The organism is Methylobacterium sp. UNCCL125 (genome assembly GCF_900116795.1).
Classification (GTDB): domain Bacteria; phylum Pseudomonadota; class Alphaproteobacteria; order Rhizobiales; family Beijerinckiaceae; genus Methylobacterium; species Methylobacterium fujisawaense.
In genome coordinates this window covers 14,291-33,461 of the sequence record NZ_FPBW01000005.1, presented here as the reverse complement: position 1 = coordinate 33,461, position 19,171 = coordinate 14,291, and the positions used below count along the sequence as shown (strand labels likewise).

Genomic DNA, 19,171 nt, shown 5'->3' with positions numbered 1-19,171 from the left:
GCGAGGAACTTTTGCCGATTGGGAGAGCCTATCAACAATTACCTACGGTTCCTTTAACAGTGGGACTTGTGGGGACGGCGCGGATTCCCATTCGGAAGTGTTCCCGGCACGGCTGAACACGGGCGCTAGAGTCTTGGCGAATCAGATTGATTCGCTTGAGTCCCGAAATCGTCGTGTTTTGCTTGCCCGGTGTCAGTTTCTGTTAAGCTACACGCCGTTTCCGGACTCTGCAATCGCGTTGATTCTTGGATAGGGTTAACGGTTTCGGTGGCCGCACAGAGCCGGCATAGAGCGATTGCGCCCGGACAGCGCGCACGAAAAAGCCCGGCGCGAAGGCCGGGCTTGAAAACGTCTCGGTGGTGCGTGGGCGTTAGGCGGCCAGCGCCTTCACGCGGGCGGCGAGGCGCGAGACCTTCCGCGAGGCGTTGTTCTTGTGAACGATGCCGTGCTGGGCGGCGCGCATCATCTCGGGCTCGGCAGCGCGGAGGGCGGCGAGCGCGTCCTGCTGGTTGCCGGTGGCGATGGCCTCCTCGACCTTGCGGACGAAGGTCCGCATGCGCGAGCGGCGCGAGCGGTTGATCGCCGTGCGCTTGGCGATCTTGCGGGTCATCTTCTTGGCCGAAGCGGTGTTGGCCATGTAAGTCCTCGTGTTTCTCGTCGGGCGATGCCGACGGGCCGGCTTGGCCGGAAATCGGTCGTCGCGTCAGGTTGTCTGGCGATGGCCGAGACGCAGCGCGCGCGAAAGCGCGGCCTCTCGGCGAAGCGGCTTCTATAGTGAGGGGGGCGCCGCGCGTCAACGCGCCCGGAGCCAAATCCGGTCGCCGGCTTCGGCCACAGCCGAGGATCCGGACAGCATTCGACCGGCCCGACCGAAGACATCGGAACGAAGAAGCCGGCACTGCTGGCGCAACGATGAGTGCTGGCCGCGTTGCGCAAGAGAGCTTCGGCTATTCCGGCCAACGCAGCGCCGCCGCCGCCGCCAGCGTTCCGACCACGGCAGCGATCAACGTCAGTGCTCCGAGCACGGCCAGCGGGACGAGGAACGGCACCGTCCCCCCGCTCGCCGCCTGGGCGGCCGAGACGCCGAAGATCAGCGTCGGGATCATCAGCGGCAGAACCAGCACGGCGAGGATCAGTCCGCCCCGCCGGATCGAGGCCGTGAGCGCGGCGCCCACCGCACCGATGAAGCTCAGAGCCGGCGTGCCGGCGAGCAGCGTCAGCGCGGAAGCGCCCATGGCGGTACCGTCGAGGGCCACCAGCAGACCGAACAGCGGCGCGGCGAGCGCGAGCGGCAGGCCGGTGGTCAGCCAATGGGCCGTCACCTTGGCGAGCACCACCAGTTCGAGGGGCACCGGCGCGGCGGTCATCAGGTCGAGGGAACCGTCCTCCTCGTCGGCCTGGAACAGGCGGTCGAGGCCGATCAGGGTCGACAGCACCGCGGCCAGCCACAGGATCGCGGGACCGATCCGCGACAGCAGGTTCAGGTCCGGCCCGAGCGCGAAGGGCACCAGGGCGACGATCATCAGGAAGAAGACCAGCGACAGGGCACCGGAGCCGCCGACCCGGCCGGCGAGGCGCAGGTCGCGGGCGATGAGGGCGAGGACCGCGCGGATCATGCCCAATCCTCGGGGACGTCGGCCACGGGCGCCGCGGCGGAAGCCTCGATGCGCAGTTCCGCCGCGCCGGCGAGGCCGAGGGATTGGTGGGTGGCGGCGATCACGAGGCCACCCCCGGCCCGATGTCCTTCCATCAGTTCGGCGAGCACCGCCTGCGAGGCCGTATCAAGGGCTGCGGTGGGCTCGTCCAGGAGCCAGAGCGGCCGGGCGCAGACGAGGAGCCGCGCCAGGGCCACACGCCGCCGCTGTCCCGCGGAGAGATAGGCCACCGGCAGATCGTGGGCGTGACCGAGGCCGAGCCGCTCCAGCGCGTCGCGCGGATCCAGGCGCGGCGCACCCAGGAGCCGTTGCGCGAACAGGAGGTTCTCGCCCGCCGTGAGGGCACTCTTCAATCCGTCGCGATGGCCGACGGCATGCAGGCATTCGGGCAGGTTCGCTTCCCCGACCTCGGCGACGGCGATCCGCCCGGCATCGGCCCGCAACCGGCCCGACAGGATGGCGAGCAGGCTCGATTTGCCCGCACCGTTCCGCCCGGTGATCGCCAGGGCATCGCCGGGTCCGAGGGCGAAGGACAGGTTGGAGAAGATGCGGCGGCCGGAGCGGCGGCAGGCCAGATTGTCCACGCTGAGCCGCACCCGATACCCCGCCCTCGTCCCGCTGCCGCGCAGCCGCTCCGCGAACCGCCGACTCCATGCCCGATTGCGCCGCGGAACGGAACCGCACGGCCCAGCTGAGCTTTCGTTCTGCAACGGAGGATTGCCCATGGCCGAGGCGAGAAACCCGAGCGAGTCCGAGGTGGCCGCGACGCCCGATGCGGTGGCCGGCCGCGCCAAGGTCGAGGCGCGCATGGCGCAATGCACCCCCGAGGAGCAGGCGGCGTTCTGGGAGGCAGTCGGCCGATGCTTCGGCGGCGGCAAGCCCCCGGAGATGAAGTCGGCCTCCGGCTGATCAGGCCCCCTTGCGGGTCAGGGCCCGCAGGGCACCGCGAAACGTCCGCACATCCTGCTCGGTCAGGCTCATGCGATGGAGCATGTCGCGCATGTTGCGGGCGATGATCTCCTTCTTTTCCGGCGGATAGAAACCCGCCGCGTCGAGCGCGGCCTCGAGGCTTCCGAACAGAGCGACCAGCGCCTCGCGGGTCGCCGGCGGCGAGAGGAGCTCGCCCGAGAAGGGCAGTTGGGCCCGGCCGCTCGCCTGCCGCCACGCGTAGCCGACAAGCAGCACCGCCTGCGCGAGGTTGAGCGACGGAAAATCCGGAGAGACCGGGAAGGTGATGATCGCGTCGGCGAGCGACACCTCGTCGTTGGTGAGCCCGACCCGCTCGCGGCCGAACATCACCGCGGTGCGCTGCCCTTCCCGCGCCACGAGTTCGCCCATGGCCTCCTCGGGGGCGAAGACCCGCTTCATCTGCCCGCGCTCCCGCGCCGTGGTCGCCAGCACGTACCGGCAATCGGCGATGGCTTCGGCGACGCTGCCGAAGATCGTCGCCCGATCCAGGACATGCGTCGCACCGGAGGCCGCCTCGCGCACCCCCTTCTTGGGCCAGCCGTTCTTCGGATTGACGAGCCGCAGCTCCGACAAGCCGAAATTCGCCATGGCGCGCGCCGTCATGCCGATATTCTCGGCGAGCTGCGGCTCCACCAGGATCACGGCCGGGGCGATCCCCGGCGGGAGTTCGGTGACCTTCCTCGGGGCGTCGCCCGGCACGTCTCGGCTCGTCATGCGGGCCGTCTGACACGGGCAGCCCCGCGCCGTCGAGGGTCGGGTGACGAAGCCGGCCGGATGACAGTGCGCGCCTTCCGTCGCCGGGTGGCCCGCGCTATGTCGCGGGGCGATTCCGGCCCGGGGCGCCCCACAGGGCACTCGGGTCGACGACCGCACGGCCCTTGCATGCCGTGCGCGGGGACAACGCGGGAAGGCATCGGTCCATGGCGAAGATCAAGGTAGCGAACCCCGTCGTCGAGCTCGACGGCGACGAGATGACCCGGATCATCTGGGCCGAGATCAAGAACAAGCTGATCCACCCCTATCTCGATGTCGATCTCGAATACTACGACCTCGGCGTCGAGCACCGCGACGCCACCAACGACAAGGTCACGGTCGACGCCGCCGAGGCGATCAAGCGCCACGGCGTCGGCGTGAAATGCGCCACCATCACGCCGGACGAGGCCCGCGTGAAGGAGTTCAACCTCAAGGAGATGTGGCGGTCGCCCAACGGCACGATCCGCAACATCCTGGGCGGCGTGATCTTCCGCGAGCCGATCATCTGCAAGAACGTGCCGCGCCTCGTCCCCGGCTGGACCCAGCCCTTCGTGATCGGCCGCCACGCCTACGGCGACCAGTACCGTGCCACCGACTTCAAGGTGCCCGGCAAGGGCCGCCTGACCATCAAGTTCGAGGGCGATGACGGCACGGTCATCGAGAAGGAGGTGTTCAAGTTCCCCGACGCCGGCGTCGCCATGTCGATGTACAACCTCGACCAGTCGATCATCGACTTCGCCCGCGCTTCGATGAACTACGGCCTGGCGCGCAAGTACCCGGTCTACCTCTCGACCAAAAACACCATTCTCAAGGTCTATGACGGCCGGTTCAAGGACCTGTTCCAGAAGGTCTACGAGGAGGAGTTCGAGGCGAAGTTCAAGGCGCTCGGCCTCACCTACGAGCACCGCCTGATCGACGACATGGTCGCCTCGTGCCTCAAGTGGTCGGGCGGCTACGTCTGGGCCTGCAAGAACTACGACGGCGACGTGCAGTCCGATACGGCCGCGCAGGGCTTCGGCTCCCTCGGCCTGATGACCTCGGTGCTGATGACGCCGGACGGCCAGACCGTGGAGGCCGAGGCTGCCCACGGCACCGTCACCCGCCACTATCGCGAGCACCAGAAGGGCCGCGAGACCTCGACCAACTCGATCGCGTCGATCTTCGCCTGGACCCGCGGCCTGTCGCACCGGGCCAAGCTCGACGGCAACGACGATCTCGCCAAGTTCTCCGCGACCCTGGAGAAGGTCTGCGTCGACACGGTCGAGGCGGGTCACATGACCAAGGACCTCGCGCTCCTCGTCGGCCCCGATCAGAAGTGGCTCTCGACCACCGGGTTCCTCGACAAGGTCGACCAGAACCTGAAGACGGCGATGGGCGCCTGAACTCCGGACGAAGAGCGGCGGGCGTCCTCCGGGACGCCCGCCGTTTCGTATCAGCGCTCCGCCGGCGACCGCTTCACGCCCCGCCTGCGCGCTCCTGCGGGCTGGTCTCGGCCAGGGCCCGGGCGACCTCGAGAAGCAGGAGGTCGATGACGGCCCGCATCAGCGGGTCTCCGACCGTGTCGACGAGTTCGCGCACCCGCAGGCACTGTGCGGCGAGCGCGTCCAGGGCCACATCCTTGCTGTCGAACATCATCCTCAAGCCACCAGGTAAGCGGGTTCGGAGACCAGGACCGAATTGCTGTCGCCGCGGACCGCGCGCAGCTTGGCGAGGGTTCGGGCATCGAACCGGGCTGTGGCCGCCATGATCTCCTCGCCGGCGATCTGAACCGGCAGGCCAAGGGGCTGCGGGCGGAAATGCAGCTGGATCACGTGGATCATGTAGAGGGTCGGCATCTGCAGCAGCAGGCTGTTGACCCCGTGGGCGAGCCCCCATTCGACGATGCCGGTGAGCAGCGCGATCGAGACCGGGTTGACCACACGGCCCTTCGCGCGGTGCGAGCGCGCCACGCCCTGGCGGGTCCATTCCCAGATCTGCGGGCCGACCGGCCGCTCGACCTCGCAGAGCTGAGGCAGGACATCGGACAGAAGATGCGGGCGCGTTGTCGGCAGCAGCCGGCTGTAGCCAATGACGGCGTCGCCCTCCATGGCGAGGAAGTGGACCGCATGCGGCGTGTCGAACTGGTCGATCTCCCGGCCATCCGGGCGGGCGAGTTCGGTCCAGCCTTTCTCTGCCACGAAGATGTCGTGGCGCAGGCGCCAGGCCTGCTCCATCGCATCGGCGTAGCGATGCGCGTTGGCGGGGGTGACGATATGGATCACGAAGTAACCTCACGTTGGATTGACGTGGGTTTTCTTCGTTTCGCGAAGACCTGGGTACTACGAGAAACCGTAGGGTTTGCGTGCGTGAGCGCCCACCGGTCCAAGACCTTGCCGGGCCCGAGCGGGTCGCGCTCGCGCGCGCTCCGGAGCCGGCCGTGTCGGCCCTACGTGATCAGGCCGGCACGCAGCGCCTGCGCCACGGTGTGGGCGCGGTTGACGGTATCGAGCTTCGCCCGCGCCGAGCGCAGATGGTAGTCAACCCCGGCTGCCGTGATGCCCATGACCATACCGATCTCGACATCGGTCTTGCCCTCGGCCGCCCATTGGAGGGTCTCGCGCTCCCGCGGCGAGAGACGCGCCGGCGCCTGCGCGGAGGGGCGGCTGTTCATCAGCAGGAGCTGGCCGACCGCGTAGGTCGCCACCAGATTGACCGCGACGCGCTCGGCCGGATCGATCTCGATCCGATCCCCGGACACGCTGATCCCGCCCGGCTCGCCATCGAGGGTCACGAACGGGATCGTGATGCCGGCGCGGATACCGAACTCGCCGGCCTCGTTCATGATGCGGCTCGCCATCGGCGTGTCCGGCGGCACGGTGCTCCATTCGAAGGGCGTCGCGCTGGTGCAGAGCCGCCGGACCGTGGGATCATGGAGCGCGTAGCCCCGCGTCACGTACCGGCGTGCCCACCCCTCCGGCATGGTGCTCGTGAGGACGAATCCGGCATGCCGCCGCGCCGGCAGGCCAGGCGTCGGAACGATCCCGGCCATCACGTACGACACCCCGTAGCGGGTGAAGGCGTCGACCAGCAATCGCGCGATCTCGTCGGGCGCCGCAGCCCGCTCCAGATCGCGCAACACGCTGAAGGTCCTGTCCAGGTGCTTCGAATGCGGCATGCCCGATCTCAACGTTGGTGCACGCATTGCGACAAATGATACATCGAGCGCAACCTGAGGATGGCATCGCCGACGCTGAAAGGCTAGGGTGGCGGTGAGAAGCTCTGCCGTTTGAATCGGTCCAGCGGGCAGAACGCGAGTTTCAACGGGATGACAGACGACGTGACCCCGCCGACGACGCGCTGGCTTCTGGAACGGATCGCAGTCACGCTGAACGTCTGCCCGACCTATTTCCTGCAGAACGACCGGCTCGCAGCGACAGAGCAGGATCAGATTGACGAGCAATCCGCCGAGGCCGCCGCCTTGTTCCGGGCGATCAAGTCACCGGCACGCCGCGACGCGGTCCTGAAGCTCCTGCGCGAGATGACACGCGAGACCTGACGGCGCGCGCCGCCCGTCTCGCGGTGTCCCCGCCGGCCTCATGCCGCCACGAGGAGCGCGGCCCCGGCAACCCCCGAGAGGACGAGGCGCATCCGGCCGAGCCAGAGCGGAACGAGGCCGCGGCGGGGCAGATCCTGATCGATCAGCCCCCAGGCGAGCACCAGGGCGCCGAGGATCCGCAGATCCCAGGGTGCGGGCGCCGCCATTGCCGCCCAGGCCACCAGGGACGGCACGATGGCCACGAGATAGTCGCCGTTGCCGGCATTGCGCGCCGCGGCCGCGCCCCAGCGGATCCCGCCCAGGAACGAGGCGATCACCGCACCGTAGGCCGACAGAATGGTGCGCGGCGACAGGCCGATGCTGCTCAGGCCGCCATCGGTGCCGGAGACCGCGAGGGCCGCAAATCCCAGGAAGGGAATGAGGCCGGCAATGCCGAGGACGATGGCGCTCAGCGGGACAGAGTTCCGGTGCGCCATCCATCCTCCGGGCATCGGCAAGGGTTGGCGACCCGCGCGATCCGACCGCGGTCGATGCCGCCCCGCCGGAGCGTTCCCGCATCGCGGCACGGCGGTCAAGGTCGGCGCGGCTGCGGCGCCGGCTTCAGGAAAGCCGTCAGCCCCGGCGGGCCGAGGCCGTGGACGGCACCGCGCTGGGCAAAGGCGCCCCGAGCAGCGACATCGGCGGGCTGGCGGGGGCCTTCGACGCCGGCGGCTCGTTCACCGCCGCGTCAATCTTTCGCGGCTTGAAGTTGGCCGCGAGGCTCTTCGCGCTGGCGAGATCGGCGGGGCTCAGCTTGTTGGCCACGTCGTCGCGCTTCTTGCCGGCATCGTCGTCGCCCTGGCTCGCCGCGGCCGAGAACCACGCGTAGGATTGGATCAGGTCCTGCGTCAGGCCGAGGCCGCGGGCATAGAGCACGCCGAGATTGTACTGGCTGTCGCGGACACCGAATTCGGCTCCCTGGCGGAACCACGAGGCCGCGGACGCGAAGTCCGGCTTCCCGTTGGCGACCGGGTTCTCCGCATAGAGCACCGCCAGATTGTGCATGGAGCGGGCATGACCCTGCTCGGCGGCACGGCCGTACCAGAGCTTCGCCTTGTCGAGATCGCGGACGACGCCGGACCCCTTCTCGTAATGGCCGGCGAGCTTGTACTGGGCGGGGGCGTAGCCAGCCGAGGCCAACTTCTCGTAGAGCTTTGCCGCGACCGACAGATCGCGCGGCATGCCGCGGCCGTCGGCCTCCCGGGTGGCGAGGTCCCAGATGGCCGTGCCGTCGCCTTCGAGGGCGGCGAGCTTCACCTTGGCCAGCGCCGGCGGCAGGTTCCCGAGATCGGCCTGCAGGGTGTTCATGCCGGAGACCTGCGGCACCGCCGGCTTGGCGGTGGAGTGCGTCTCCGCGGGAGCGGGATTCGGCAGCGACTGGGTCGTGGTCGGATCGGCCACGGCCGGCTTCGCGTCCAGCGTCTCCTTGGCGGCGTCCGGAGCCTTCTTCTGGATGTCGGCGGCATCCCCGCGTGACGGCGCGATCTGGCTCGCCGGGGCGGGCGTTTGCGGCTCATCCGCGCTGCGCATGGTGATCGCCTGGAGCGCGCCCAGCGCCAGCACGATGGCGGCGAGCCCGAGCAGGAGCGGGCGGCGGCGGCGATCGATCTCGGCGCGCAGCCGCGCGAGCCGCCCCGTCGTCGCGCTGGGCAGCAGCGCGGCCCGCTCGCCCCGGGTCTCCCGGCGCTCCACGGGCGCTTCCGCGACCAGCTCCGCTTGCGCGGCCTGGGCGGCCCGTCGCGCCGCGGCGATGAAGCTGGTCTTGATGTCGGTCTCGGAGGTTGCGTCGGCCGCGATCCGCGCGGCGGCCGCGTCGCCGATCCGCTCCTGCATCGGCCGGCGGGCCGACGGCTCTCTGGGCGAGCGCGGCTCGCGCGGCGGACGGCCGCTGCCGGGCTCGAGCAGGTCGTCGGCGAGGCGGGAAGCCTCGATGCCGTCCCGCCGGGGCTTCGCGCGCGCCTCGACGGGCGCGAGGGTCGCCTCCGCGCTCGTCGACGACATCAGGCGCTCGTCGAGGGACGGGACCCGCGGCGGGACGGACTCGGCCGGGCCGAGCCGGACGAGAAGGCGCTCAAGGGCCGATTGGACGCCATCGAGGGTGGCGCCGAGCCGCTGATCGGACGCGACCTGCCGGGCCTGCATATCGGCCAAGCTGGCGCGGAGGAGGCCAATCTCCCCGGACTCGGCCGTGCCGAGACCGGAACCCTGGAGGGTCTGGGCCACGGCATTGCGCGCGGCGCGCTCCACCACGGCCTCGGTCGGGGCGGAGTCCCGGAGAGCCGTCACCTGCCGGAGCAGGTCGCCCATGGTGCGCTCGAGGCCGGCCAGCGCCGGATCGACGCTCAGCGGCGCGTCGAGGCGCCCCGCCAGAGAGACGACCTGCCGCTCCAGGGCGTCGAGCCCTTCGTGCTCAGCCCGGGCGCCGACCTGATCGACCTTGTCGGCGAGGCTGCGCAGCATGGCGTGGATCGACGCCATCCCGTCCGGACTGGCGGCGGCTTCACCGGTCCGCTCGGACCAATCGTCCCGGGCGCAGAGGAGGTCGACCTTCTCCGCAAGCGCCTGGATCTGCTCCGCCAGCGCCGCCGGCGCGGCGATCTTCACGTCGCTGCGGATCTCCTCCAGGATCGGGCGCAGGTCCGGACCGGCGCTCAGACTCTGCAACTGCGCAATCTGCGCGCTCAGCGCCTGAAGGCTCTGCGCGAGACCCTGTATCCGCTCCGGACCCGCCAGGGCACCGATCTGCCGGCGAATCTCCTCAAGCTCGGCAAACAGGCCGGCGAGGGTGCGACCATCCGGATCGGCCGCGCCGGTCGCCGCCGCGGAATCGAGGCGCTCGGCCAGGCGGCGGACATCCTCCGCGACGCGGCTGTGGACGTTCTCGGCCACCTCTTCGGCGAGGCGCTCGACCTGCGCCCGGACCTGCTCGATCGGCACCGCGATGGCGGTGAGATCGGTTCCGGCCTGGGCCCGCTCGATGCCGCTGGCCAGGGTGATGACAGCCTGCTCCAGGGCGCCGATATCCCGGCTCGTCGCCAGCTGGTTGATCGCCTCGCGCAGGCGTGTGGTCTCCTCCTGAAGCTCGATCAGGGCGGTCGACGGGGCGACACCTTCCTCGATCCGGGCTTCCAGCCGGCGCGCGAGGTCCATGCGCATGCTGGCGACGACGCCGCCATCGGTCGCGGACATCGCGGCCCCCGGCCCGGCGGTCTCGGCGAGCTCGCGCTGCCGTTGCCGGATGTCCTGGACCGCATTGCGGATGTCCGCGGCGGCGGGGCGCGCGCGACGGCCGGGCTGGCGCGTGGTGGCAACCTGCTCGCCGAGCTGGGACATGCGCCGCTCGATATCGCCGAGCCGTTCGGTCACCTGCTGGACGGGGGCCGCCTTAAGGGCCCGCTCGATGCGGGCTTCGATCTCCGCGAGGCGCCGCGCCTCCGCTTCCTGGGCGGCACGCCGCTCATGGTCGAGGGCCCGGTCGAGCCCGTCCAGGCGATCCATCAAGGCGGCGATGCCCTGGCCGTAGGCGTCGGCGCGGGGCTCCGGGTTCTCGCCGTCCGGAGCGGCCGGGGCGGATCGATCCGGCGCCGCATCGGGCCGGACGGCACCGGAACCGACCTGCTCGGCGCGGTGGCGGCGCCGGTGCCGCCGGTTTCCCGGCGCGGCCGATTGCTGCTGCGGCACCACCGAGGCGATCCAGGTCTCGAGCGGCACGCCCGCCCGCGCCGCCACGTCGCGCGCCGCGTCGAGCACCTCGGGATCGAAACTGTCGAGCTGCGGCATCGCGTTGCGGGTCATCGGTGGCCTGTCGTCGGCAGCGGTCGGCGTCCGTTTCCTCTGCGCAGGGCGGACCGGAATTCGGTATCCACGAACACACGCGTCGGATCGTTCGAGGCGACCATTAACTTTCTTGGTAAACACGAGGTTAAGGTTCACCGGGCCCCGGTAATCGTCGCGAGCGACCGGCGGCGTGGGACGGGTGCGCTGGTCCGGCGGCGACGGGGTCGAGCCGTTGCTCCGGAGGCGGCGGGGCGGTTACATGCGGCCAAGGCAGCGGGCCGTGTCGAGGGGCCTGCACCAGACGGGGGAAGCCAGAGATGCCGCAGTATCGCGCTCCGGTTGAGGACACGCTGTTCCTGCTCACCGATGTGCTCGGCTTTCATGCCCGGGACAACCTAGCTGGCTTCGCCGATGCCTCACCCGATGTGATCGAGGCCGTCCTGCGCGAGGGCGCGAAGCTCGCCGAGGAGGTCCTGGCCCCGATCAACCGGACAGGCGATCTGGAGGGCTGTCGCCGGGACGCCGACGGCACGGTACGCACGCCGACGGGCTTCAAGGCCGCTTACGACACCTACGCGAGCGGCGGCTGGATGGGACTTTCGGTGCCCGAAGCCTATGGCGGCCAGGGCCTGCCGCACACGCTGAACACCGCGATCCAGGAATTCGCCTCGGGCGCGAACCTCGCCTTCGGCATGTATCCCGGTCTGACGCAGGGCGCGATGGCGGCGCTGCTGGTCCACGGCACGGAGGAGCAGAAGGCGCTGTACCTGCCGAGGATGGTCGAAGGGGCCTGGACCGGCACCATGAACCTGACCGAGCCGCATTGCGGCACGGATCTCGGGCTGCTCAAGACCAAGGCTGTGCCGAACGGCGACGGCGCCTACAGCATCACCGGGACCAAGATCTTCATCTCGGCCGGCGAGCACGACCTCGCCGAGAACATCGTCCATCTCGTCCTCGCCCGGATCGAGGGGGCCCCCGCCGGCACCAAGGGCATCTCGCTCTTCGTGGTGCCGAAGGTTCTGGTGAACGCCGACGGCTCCCTCGGCGCGCGCAACGGCGTGTCCTGCGGCTCCCTCGAGCACAAGATGGGCATTCACGGCAACGCCACCTGCGTGATGAACTACGACGGCGCGACCGGCTGGCTCGTGGGCCAGGAGAACCGCGGCCTCAACGCCATGTTCGTGATGATGAACGAGGCGCGGCTCGCCGTGGGCGTCCAGGGGCTCGGGCAGTCCGAGGTCGCCTACCAGAACGCCGCCGCCTACGCGAAGGATCGCCTCCAGGGCCGGGCGCTGACCGGCGCGAAGGCGCCCGACAAAGCCGCCGACCCGATCATCGTCCATCCGGACGTGCGCCGCACGCTGATGCAGATCCGCGCGTTCAATGAAGCGGCCCGCGCCCTCATGCTCTGGACGGCGCTCCAGGCCGACATCCTGCACCGTTCCGAGGATGCCCGGGAGCGGCAGGCGGCCGACGATTATCTCGGCCTCATGACGCCGGTGGTGAAGGGCGTGTTCACCGATCGCGGCTTCGCCAATGCGGTCGAGGCGCAGCAGCTGCTCGGCGGCCACGGCTACATCGAGGAATGGGGCATGTCGCAGTTCGTGCGCGATGCCCGCATCGCCATGATCTACGAGGGCGCCAACGGCATCCAGGCGATGGACCTGATCGGCCGCAAGCTGCCGAAGGATGGCGGCCGGGCGATGATGACCTTCCTGGGCGAGGTCCAGACCTTCCTGAAGGACCACGGCGAGGATCCCGCGATGGCGCCGTTCACCCAGCCGCTCCAGGCCGGGCTGAACGATCTCCAGGGCGCGGTGATGTGGCTGATGCAGAACGCCTTCGCCAAGCCCGACAATGCCGGGGCCGGCGCAACCGACTTCATGCACCTCTTCGGCCTCGTGGCCCTGGGCTACATGTGGGCGCGGATCGCCAAGGCCGCCCAGGCCAAGCATGCCGAGGCGCCCTCCCCGCGCTGGGAGTCGAAGCTGACGAGCGGCCGGTTCTACATGGAGCGGATGCTGCCGGAGACTGCCCTGCGCCTGGCCCGCATCAAGGCCGGTGCGGACAGCACGATGGCGCTGGCGGCGGACGCGTTCTGAGCGTCCCACGGGCCGTCGCGCCAGAGCGCGGCGGCCGGCAACGTGGCGTCCCCGCCTTTGCGAGCGTCGCGAAGCAAACCAGCCGTGCGACGCTGACCCAGTGCCCGCTGCCCTCGGTCGCCGCGCCGCGCGCGCGACGACGGCGGAGCCGGCTCGTGGCGCGGGACCGTGTCAGCCCTCGAGCGCGGCGTCGAGATCGTCGATCAGGTCCGCCGGATCTTCCAAGCCGATCGACAGGCGCACCACTTCCGGCCCCGCCCCGGCGGCGGTCTTCTGCGCGTCGGTGAGCTGGCGGTGCGTGGTCGAGGCCGGATGGATGATCAGCGACCGGGTGTCGCCGATATTGGCGAGGTGCGAGAACAGCTGGAGGTTCGAGACCAGCTTCACGCCCGCCTCGTAGCCGCCCTTCAGACCGAAGGTGAACACGGCACCGGCGCCCTTCGGCGTGTAGCGCTTGGCCAGCGCATGGTAACGATCGGTCTCCAGCCCCGGGTAGCTCACCCAGGACACGGCCTCGTGCTTGGACAAATGGGTGGCCACCGTCAGCGCGTTGTCGGAATGGCGCTGCATGCGCAGCGGCAGGGTCTCGATGCCGTTGAGGATCAGGAAGGCGTTGAACGGCGAGAGCGCCGGACCGAGGTCGCGCAGGCCCAGCACCCGGCAGGCGATGGCGAAGCCGAAATTGCCGAAGGTCTCGGCCAGCACCATGCCGGAATATTCCGGCCGCGGCTGGCTCATCATCGGGTAGCGCGCGTCGCCCGCCCATTGGAACGAGCCGCCGTCGACGATCAGGCCGCCGATCGAATTGCCGTGGCCGCCGAGGAACTTCGTCGCCGAATGGACGACGATGTCGGCGCCGTGCTCGAAGGACCGGATCAGGTACGGCGTCGCCATGGTGTTGTCGACGACGAGCGGGATGTTGTGCTTCTTGGCGATCTGCGACAGCGCCGCGATGTCGGTGATGACGCCGCCGGGATTGGCGATGGATTCGCAGAAGATCGCCTTGGTGCGCGGCGTGATCGCCGCCTCGAAGGAGGCGGGATCGTCGTTGTCGGCCCAGGCCACCGACCAACCGAAGTTCTTGTACGAGTGATTGAACTGGTTGATCGACCCGCCGTAGAGCTTGTTCGAGGCCACGAACTCGTCGCCCGGCTGCATCAGGGCGTGCATGGTCAGGAACTCGGCCGCGTGGCCGGAGGCGACCGCCAGGGCGGCGGTCCCGCCTTCGAGGGCCGCGATGCGCTCCTCCAGCACGGCGTTCGTCGGGTTGGTGATCCGCGTGTAGATGTTGCCGAAGGCCTGGAGCCCGAACAGCGACGCGGCGTGATCGACATCGTCGAACACGAAGCTGGTGGTCTGGTAGATCGGCGTGGCGCGCGCGCCCGTGGCGGCGTCGGGGGCGGCGCCCGCATGGATCGCCAGCGTGTTGAAGCCGGGCAGGCGGTCGGACATCGTCGGGTCTCCTCAGAGCACCCGAGCCTGTACGCCCGCCCGGGAGTTCGGCGCAAGGCTCCGCGAGGGCTGACGCGCCGGAGTCGGTTAGGCCTCCGGCCTGGGGCCGATGTCCATATGGGGCTGGCCCGCATCGACCAGGGCCCGATCCACGGCTTCGATGGCGAGCAGCGTCCGGGTCAGATCCTCCGCCATGGAGATCGGCGCCACGTCGAGACCGCCCAGGCGCCGGGCGATGGCATTCCGCTGGCGCGCCAGCGCGGCGCGGGCCCGGTTCAGCTCCTCGATCTCTTCGATGGTCATCCGCGCGTCCTCTCCTCGACTCAGCGACACCGTCATCAACTCCCCGGCGTCCAGTCGATATTCGGTCGCTGGGCCAGCATGCGCTCGAAGTAGTTGGCGACGGCCTGCGCCCCGTCGGTGTGCATCATTGCCACGGGATGCGCGAGATAGGCGCGGGCGAGATCGAGGGGAATGCGTCCGCCCTGGAGCGCGTTCAGCACCTCGTCGATGAAGGCGTCATTGGCCTCGTTGAAATCGCTGGACAGCTTCTTGCGGTCATTGATGGCCTTGATCGGCATGCAGACTTCCTGTTGCTCGGTGCCGGTGTAGCATCCGGTCGACGGGTTCGGCCCGGATCGCGGCGCGATATGGTCTGACGCGGCAAGACGGCGCAAATCGCGTGCGGGCCCGCGCGGTTCGGTAACCGTCCGCGATCGTCGCATGGAGCGGATTGCTGCGCTGCGGCGTTACTGCTCTATGTCGATCGAAACAACGCACTCCCATACGGTCGAAATCGTCCCGTGCAGGGACGATCCCCGGTGCTTCCGCTGGATCATCCGCAGCCACGGCGGCACGGTCGTCGAAAAGTCGCCCTACGCCTTCGTAACGCGGAACGGAGCCCGCATTTCCGGCGAGTGCTGGATGCGTGAGCATTTCGGCGACGGGCAGGCCGCCTAGCTGGGCGCCCGACATCCGAGATCGACCGCACCGTCCGATTCTGTACTCTCGGTGAGGTGGCCGGCTTTCAGGCTGCGTCCGATACCCGGAATCCCTGAGACACCGAGATCGCGAAGGGTGGCGGCCGCCCGTACCCCGAGCCGATGCACAGGACGCACGCAACCTGGGCGATAATACTGAGACGAAAAGCATCGGTTAAGCATTACGCTTTTGCGCGAATTCCTTTGTCAGAACTTTAATGACCACCCTGCAGTATCGTGTCGATTCTGTTTCAGAGCAGGGCGCGGATGATGCTGAGCGGCGACGGGACGTTCCGGGACGACGAGTCCGCGTCGCAGATGGGGTCTGTGACTTCCATCGAAGGGTCGAAAGTTCATCTTGAACTCGGGCTCCGGAACGGGCGACCGAGCGTGAGGGTCACGGTTGGCAATCTGGTCCGGATCCGTGCGGGTGGGGCCATCCTCGTGGGCATCGTCACGACGTTGGCCTCGGCCCACGAGCGCGGGCGAGAACCCGGGGCCTTTGCGAGCCTCGACCTGCTCGGCCAGATCATCGAGACGAACGGCGTGCCTGGATTCTGCCGGGGCGTGACCTGCTACCCGGCGATCGGCGACACGGTCGAGCTGCTGTCCCCCTCCGAACTGCGAATCGTCCACCAAGTGTCTGTGGCCAACACGGCGGCCGTCGGGGCGCTCTACCAAGACCCCGAAACCCCCGCCTGCATCAAACTCGACGACCTTCTCTCCAAGCACTTCGCCGTTCTCGGCGCCACGGGGGTCGGCAAGTCGAGCGGCGTGACCATCATCTTGGACGAGGTGATGCGCGCCAAGCCGGCAGTGCGCATCTTCCTGCTGGACGTACACAATGAATACGCCGCCAGCTTCGGCGACCGCGCGAGCGTGATCAATCCACGGACGCTCAAGCTGCCGTTCTGGCTGTTCAACCTCGAAGAGATCGCCGACGTGATCTACGGCGGGCGTCCAGCCGTGGACGAGGAGATCGAGATCCTCGCCGAAGTCATCCCGCTCGCGAAGAGCAAGTACGCCCAGTACAAGGAGGCGAGCGACCGGCAGATCGTGAAGCGGACACTGGGCAAGGCCGGCGGCTACACGATCGACACGCCCGTGCCCTACGTGCTCCAGGACCTGATTGCCCTCATTGACGAGCGGATGGGCCGGCTGGAGAATCGCGTCTCCCGGATGCACTATCACCGTCTGATCACGCGGATCGAGGCGATCCGGAACGATCCGCGGCACGGCTTCATGTTCGACAACGCCAATGTCGGCGGCGACATGATGGGCGAGATCCTGGCGCACCTGTTCCGCCTCGATCCGGATGGGCGGCCGATGACGATCATGCAGCTCGCCGGCCTGCCGAGCGAGGTGGTGGACGCCGTCGTCTGCGTCCTGTCCCGGCTGGCGTTCGAGTTCGGCATCTGGAGCGAGGGCGCGATCCCGCTGCTGTTCGTGTGCGAGGAGGCGCATCGCTTCGCCTCGGCCGATCGCTCCGTCGGCTTCACGCCGACCCGCCGCGCCCTGTCGCGCATCGCCCGCGAGGGCCGGAAACATGGCGTCCATCTGGGCTTGGTCACGCAGCGTCCGGCCGAACTCGACGCGACCATCATGTCGCAATGCAGCACCCTGTTCGCCATGCGGATGACGAACGCGCGCGATCAGGCCTTCCTGGCCGCAGCGGTATCGGACGCCAGCAACCTGCTCACCTTCATCCCGTCGCTCGGGACGGGCGAGGTCATTGCCTTCGGTGAAGGCGTTCCGATCCCGGTCCGGATGACGTTCCGGCGCCTCCCGTCGATCCGCCAGCCGCGCAACGACACGAGCGGCGCCGCGGCGGGGGACGGCGCGGCGGTCGCCGGCGCCGGCTTCATCGGTGCCGTCGTGGAGCGGTGGCGGGGCGCGACCATGAACAAGGTCGGCGGCCAAGACCACGATCCGATCGGCGCCGTGCGTCTCGGACGCGAGACGGGTCCGGAGGGGGCTCAGGGCGCAGCGCTCGATCACGTGCATCGTCGGCTGCTCCGCCGTCCCCTCGACGCCGGCGACACCGTCTCGCAGGCCGGACCACACGCTGCCACGCCGCTCTGGCAGCAGGGCGGAGTATGAGCGCCCCGACTTCCCCGACGCCTCAGACCCTGCTCGAAGCCGTGATCCAGACGCTCCCCGTGGGCGTCGTGGTCTTCGACGAGCAGGGAGGGTGCACCCTGGCCAATGCCGCCGCGCGCGCTCTCGGCGACAGCGCCGTCCACGCGCTCGCCGCCGCGGCGGGCTCGTCTCGGGAGGCCGCGCATGTCGAGGCCATCGGCGATCGTGTCGTCGAGGTGCGCACCCACCCGGTCACGGAGGATCACGGCAGCTTCACGCTCACCACGGTCACCGATGTCACGCGTCATCACAGGATTCAGCGGGAGCTGATCACCAAGGCCTTCATCGACGCCCTGACCGGGCTTCCCAACCGGACGATGTTCGAGCAAAGCATCGGCGAGGTCCTGGCCGGTTCACGACCCGGGGACCGTTTTGCCCTGGCCTTTATCGATCTCGATAACTTCAAGCACATCAACGACTATTACAGTCACGCCGCGGGCGACGCCCTGCTGCGCAAGATGTCCGACCGGATCCGCGCGACGTTGCGCCCGAGCGACCTGCTGGCCCGCATCGGCGGCGACGAGTTCGTGCTCTTGCTCGATCCCGTCCTCGATCGGGACGACGCGCTGGCAGCCGTGCGCGCCATCTCGGAGCGGCTCAAGCAGCCGTTCTTCATCGACGGGCACGAGATCTTCGCCTCCGCCTCCATCGGCGTGAGCCTGTTCCCGGACCACGGCGACACCTATGAGGTCCTCGCCCGGCAGGCCGACAACGCCATGTACCGGGTGAAGGGCGAGTTGAAGGGCGGCGTCAGCCTGTTCGACGACGCGATGAGCCAGGCGGCGACGGCCCGGATGGCTGTGGAGCAGCGGCTCCGGCTGGCGATTCGCGACCGCTGCTTCTGCTGCGCGTTTCAGCCGAAAGTCGACATGCGCACCCATGCCGTCACCGGCGTCGAGGTGCTTCTGCGCTGGCGGGACGAACTCGGCATGATCCAGGCGCCGGGCGATTTCATCGCCCTCGCCATCGAGCTCGGCCTGATCAACGAGATCACGCTCCAGGTCCTGGCCGAGACCGTTCGGTCGATGCCCGATATCGATGAGGTGTTTGGCCCGGACGTCACCGTGAGCCTCAACATCGCCGCGAAGCAGGCCTGCGATGTGCCCTTCATGACCGCCTTCTGTGCCTCCCTCGGCGAGACCGGGCTCGCGGAGCGTTTCGTCCTGGAGCTGACCGAGGAGGCCTTCTTCACGGCGGGCCGCTTCCAGCGCGACGTGCTCCCGCGGATCCGGGCGATCGGAGCGCGGGTCTCGATCGACGATTTCGGCGTCGGCTACTCGTCGCTGTCGGCCTTGGCGGACATCACCGCTGACGAGTTGAAAATCGATCGCTCCTTCATCACCGACATCGACAAGCGACCGCGCAGCCAGATCGTCCTGAAGGCGATCGAGTCGCTCGGTGCGGCGCTCGGCATGTCGGTGGTGGCCGAAGGCGTCGAGACCTACGAGGAGGTCGCCTACCTTCTCGGGGCGACGCAGATCCGCTGCGCGCAGGGCTATTACTTCGCTCGCCCGCTCCTGCTCGATCAGATCGGTCAGGTGGAGCCGCGCCTGTCCGGATCACGCCATCCTTCGCCGCGCAGCCGCGCCTCGGAGTTGCGTATGCCCAGTCTGCTGCGGCGGGCGTAAAAGGCCACAGGCCGCGAAAGCCATCCTCTCCCCGTGGTTGAACGCTGCCGGGACAGACTGGGAGGACGCGACTCCGCCGCGAGACGGATTCCGGCGCGGCTTGAGGGGCATGATCGCCCCGCGTTCACGCCGACGGCCG

General features: G+C 69.0%; 19 protein-coding genes. 7 read left to right on the top strand and 12 right to left on the bottom strand.

The window, feature by feature from the left end; genetic code table 11:
- Positions 1-370: 370 nt before the first annotated feature.
- The 3 genes from rpsT to ccmA all read right to left on the bottom strand — a co-directional run bounded on the left by rpsT (position 371) and on the right by ccmA (position 2,251).
- On the bottom strand, positions 371-637 hold the full coding sequence (gene rpsT / locus BM396_RS05515; RefSeq protein WP_007561677.1) for a 30S ribosomal protein S20: 267 nt from the start codon (positions 635-637) through the stop codon (positions 371-373).
- A 310-nt stretch (positions 638-947) separates the two neighbouring features.
- Complete coding sequence (gene ccmB / locus BM396_RS05510; protein WP_043380469.1) at positions 948-1,616, bottom strand: heme exporter protein CcmB; 669 nt, start codon at positions 1,614-1,616, stop codon at positions 948-950.
- Positions 1,613-2,251, bottom strand: coding sequence for a heme ABC exporter ATP-binding protein CcmA (gene ccmA, locus BM396_RS05505; RefSeq protein ID WP_043380471.1), 639 nt, complete (start codon positions 2,249-2,251; stop codon positions 1,613-1,615). Before ccmA ends, ccmB begins: the two co-directional genes overlap by 4 nt.
- 127 nt (positions 2,252-2,378) lie before the next feature.
- Between ccmA and BM396_RS05500 the strand changes: the two genes are divergently transcribed.
- Positions 2,379-2,564 carry a hypothetical protein gene (locus BM396_RS05500; protein ID WP_043346103.1) on the top strand — a complete coding sequence of 62 codons (186 nt, stop codon included), beginning with the start codon at positions 2,379-2,381 and terminating at the stop codon, positions 2,562-2,564.
- On the opposite strand, the gene BM396_RS05495 is transcribed toward BM396_RS05500, so the two are convergent.
- On the bottom strand, positions 2,565-3,338 hold the full coding sequence (locus tag BM396_RS05495) for an RNA methyltransferase (protein WP_051975964.1): 774 nt from the start codon (positions 3,336-3,338) through the stop codon (positions 2,565-2,567).
- 206 nt (positions 3,339-3,544) lie between these two features.
- On the opposite strand from BM396_RS05495, the gene BM396_RS05490 reads away from it, so the two are divergent.
- On the top strand, positions 3,545-4,759 hold the full coding sequence (locus tag BM396_RS05490; protein ID WP_043380473.1) for an NADP-dependent isocitrate dehydrogenase: 1,215 nt from the start codon (positions 3,545-3,547) through the stop codon (positions 4,757-4,759).
- Between the two features lie 73 nt (positions 4,760-4,832).
- Here the strand turns inward: BM396_RS05490 and BM396_RS05485 are convergent, their stop codons facing one another.
- The 3 genes from BM396_RS05485 to BM396_RS05475 form a co-directional block, all read right to left on the bottom strand.
- Positions 4,833-5,012 carry a hypothetical protein gene (locus BM396_RS05485; RefSeq protein ID WP_043380476.1) on the bottom strand — a complete coding sequence of 60 codons (180 nt, stop codon included), beginning with the start codon at positions 5,010-5,012 and terminating at the stop codon, positions 4,833-4,835.
- A 2-nt stretch (positions 5,013-5,014) separates the two neighbouring features.
- On the bottom strand, positions 5,015-5,638 hold the full coding sequence (locus BM396_RS05480; RefSeq protein ID WP_043346116.1) for an acyl-homoserine-lactone synthase: 624 nt from the start codon (positions 5,636-5,638) through the stop codon (positions 5,015-5,017).
- Positions 5,639-5,802: 164 nt separating this feature from the next.
- Positions 5,803-6,531, bottom strand: a complete 729-nt coding sequence (locus BM396_RS05475; protein ID WP_043380478.1) for an autoinducer binding domain-containing protein — start codon at positions 6,529-6,531, stop codon at positions 5,803-5,805.
- Between the two features lie 150 nt (positions 6,532-6,681).
- Between BM396_RS05475 and BM396_RS05470 the strand changes: the two genes are divergently transcribed.
- Positions 6,682-6,912 carry a hypothetical protein gene (locus BM396_RS05470; RefSeq protein WP_043346122.1) on the top strand — a complete coding sequence of 77 codons (231 nt, stop codon included), beginning with the start codon at positions 6,682-6,684 and terminating at the stop codon, positions 6,910-6,912.
- Positions 6,913-6,950: 38 nt separating this feature from the next.
- Here the strand turns inward: BM396_RS05470 and BM396_RS05465 are convergent, their stop codons facing one another.
- Positions 6,951-7,388, bottom strand: coding sequence for a DUF3429 domain-containing protein (locus tag BM396_RS05465; protein WP_043346119.1), 438 nt, complete (start codon positions 7,386-7,388; stop codon positions 6,951-6,953).
- A gap of 136 nt (positions 7,389-7,524) precedes the next feature.
- A complete protein-coding gene (locus BM396_RS05460) occupies positions 7,525-10,746 on the bottom strand; it encodes an SEL1-like repeat protein (RefSeq protein WP_043380481.1) in 3,222 nt (1,073 codons plus the stop codon).
- Between the two features lie 299 nt (positions 10,747-11,045).
- On the opposite strand from BM396_RS05460, the gene BM396_RS05455 reads away from it, so the two are divergent.
- Positions 11,046-12,833, top strand: a complete 1,788-nt coding sequence (locus tag BM396_RS05455) for an acyl-CoA dehydrogenase C-terminal domain-containing protein (protein ID WP_043380483.1) — start codon at positions 11,046-11,048, stop codon at positions 12,831-12,833.
- Between the two features lie 171 nt (positions 12,834-13,004).
- Here BM396_RS05455 and BM396_RS05450 read toward each other — a convergent pair whose 3' ends face one another.
- The 3 genes from BM396_RS05450 to BM396_RS05440 all read right to left on the bottom strand — a co-directional run bounded on the left by BM396_RS05450 (position 13,005) and on the right by BM396_RS05440 (position 14,866).
- Positions 13,005-14,285, bottom strand: a complete 1,281-nt coding sequence (locus tag BM396_RS05450) for an O-acetylhomoserine aminocarboxypropyltransferase (protein ID WP_043380486.1) — start codon at positions 14,283-14,285, stop codon at positions 13,005-13,007.
- Positions 14,286-14,372: 87 nt separating this feature from the next.
- Positions 14,373-14,588, bottom strand: coding sequence for a hypothetical protein (locus tag BM396_RS05445; protein ID WP_043380487.1), 216 nt, complete (start codon positions 14,586-14,588; stop codon positions 14,373-14,375).
- 35 nt (positions 14,589-14,623) lie between these two features.
- Positions 14,624-14,866, bottom strand: a complete 243-nt coding sequence (locus tag BM396_RS05440; RefSeq protein ID WP_043346132.1) for a hypothetical protein — start codon at positions 14,864-14,866, stop codon at positions 14,624-14,626.
- Between the two features lie 142 nt (positions 14,867-15,008).
- On the opposite strand from BM396_RS05440, the gene BM396_RS05435 reads away from it, so the two are divergent.
- The 3 genes from BM396_RS05435 to BM396_RS05425 all read left to right on the top strand — a co-directional run bounded on the left by BM396_RS05435 (position 15,009) and on the right by BM396_RS05425 (position 19,032).
- Positions 15,009-15,245: a hypothetical protein gene (locus BM396_RS05435; protein ID WP_244538814.1), complete on the top strand. Its 237-nt coding sequence runs from the start codon at positions 15,009-15,011 to the stop codon at positions 15,243-15,245.
- A 410-nt stretch (positions 15,246-15,655) separates the two neighbouring features.
- Positions 15,656-17,365 carry an ATP-binding protein gene (locus tag BM396_RS05430; protein ID WP_244538813.1) on the top strand — a complete coding sequence of 570 codons (1,710 nt, stop codon included), beginning with the start codon at positions 15,656-15,658 and terminating at the stop codon, positions 17,363-17,365.
- Complete coding sequence (locus BM396_RS05425; protein ID WP_043380489.1) at positions 17,362-19,032, top strand: EAL domain-containing protein; 1,671 nt, start codon at positions 17,362-17,364, stop codon at positions 19,030-19,032. The genes BM396_RS05430 and BM396_RS05425 overlap by 4 nt, the downstream gene beginning before the upstream one ends.
- Positions 19,033-19,171: the final 139 nt, after the last annotated feature.

Coding starts and splice junctions, on each gene's coding strand:
- BM396_RS05435 (WP_244538814.1), top strand. CDS start 15,009: ATGGAGCGGATTGCTGCGCTGCGGCGTTACTGCTCTATGTCGATCGAA.
- BM396_RS05425 (WP_043380489.1), top strand. CDS start 17,362: ATGAGCGCCCCGACTTCCCCGACGCCTCAGACCCTGCTCGAAGCCGTG.
- BM396_RS05475 (WP_043380478.1), bottom strand. CDS start 6,531: ATGCCGCATTCGAAGCACCTGGACAGGACCTTCAGCGTGTTGCGCGAT.
- rpsT (WP_007561677.1), bottom strand. CDS start 637: ATGGCCAACACCGCTTCGGCCAAGAAGATGACCCGCAAGATCGCCAAG.
- BM396_RS05445 (WP_043380487.1), bottom strand. CDS start 14,588: ATGACCATCGAAGAGATCGAGGAGCTGAACCGGGCCCGCGCCGCGCTG.
- BM396_RS05470 (WP_043346122.1), top strand. CDS start 6,682: ATGACAGACGACGTGACCCCGCCGACGACGCGCTGGCTTCTGGAACGG.
- BM396_RS05440 (WP_043346132.1), bottom strand. CDS start 14,866: ATGCCGATCAAGGCCATCAATGACCGCAAGAAGCTGTCCAGCGATTTC.
- BM396_RS05455 (WP_043380483.1), top strand. CDS start 11,046: ATGCCGCAGTATCGCGCTCCGGTTGAGGACACGCTGTTCCTGCTCACC.
- ccmB (WP_043380469.1), bottom strand. CDS start 1,616: ATGATCCGCGCGGTCCTCGCCCTCATCGCCCGCGACCTGCGCCTCGCC.
- BM396_RS05485 (WP_043380476.1), bottom strand. CDS start 5,012: ATGATGTTCGACAGCAAGGATGTGGCCCTGGACGCGCTCGCCGCACAG.
- BM396_RS05465 (WP_043346119.1), bottom strand. CDS start 7,388: ATGGCGCACCGGAACTCTGTCCCGCTGAGCGCCATCGTCCTCGGCATT.
- BM396_RS05490 (WP_043380473.1), top strand. CDS start 3,545: ATGGCGAAGATCAAGGTAGCGAACCCCGTCGTCGAGCTCGACGGCGAC.
- BM396_RS05460 (WP_043380481.1), bottom strand. CDS start 10,746: ATGACCCGCAACGCGATGCCGCAGCTCGACAGTTTCGATCCCGAGGTG.
- BM396_RS05500 (WP_043346103.1), top strand. CDS start 2,379: ATGGCCGAGGCGAGAAACCCGAGCGAGTCCGAGGTGGCCGCGACGCCC.
- BM396_RS05450 (WP_043380486.1), bottom strand. CDS start 14,285: ATGTCCGACCGCCTGCCCGGCTTCAACACGCTGGCGATCCATGCGGGC.
- BM396_RS05495 (WP_051975964.1), bottom strand. CDS start 3,338: ATGACGAGCCGAGACGTGCCGGGCGACGCCCCGAGGAAGGTCACCGAA.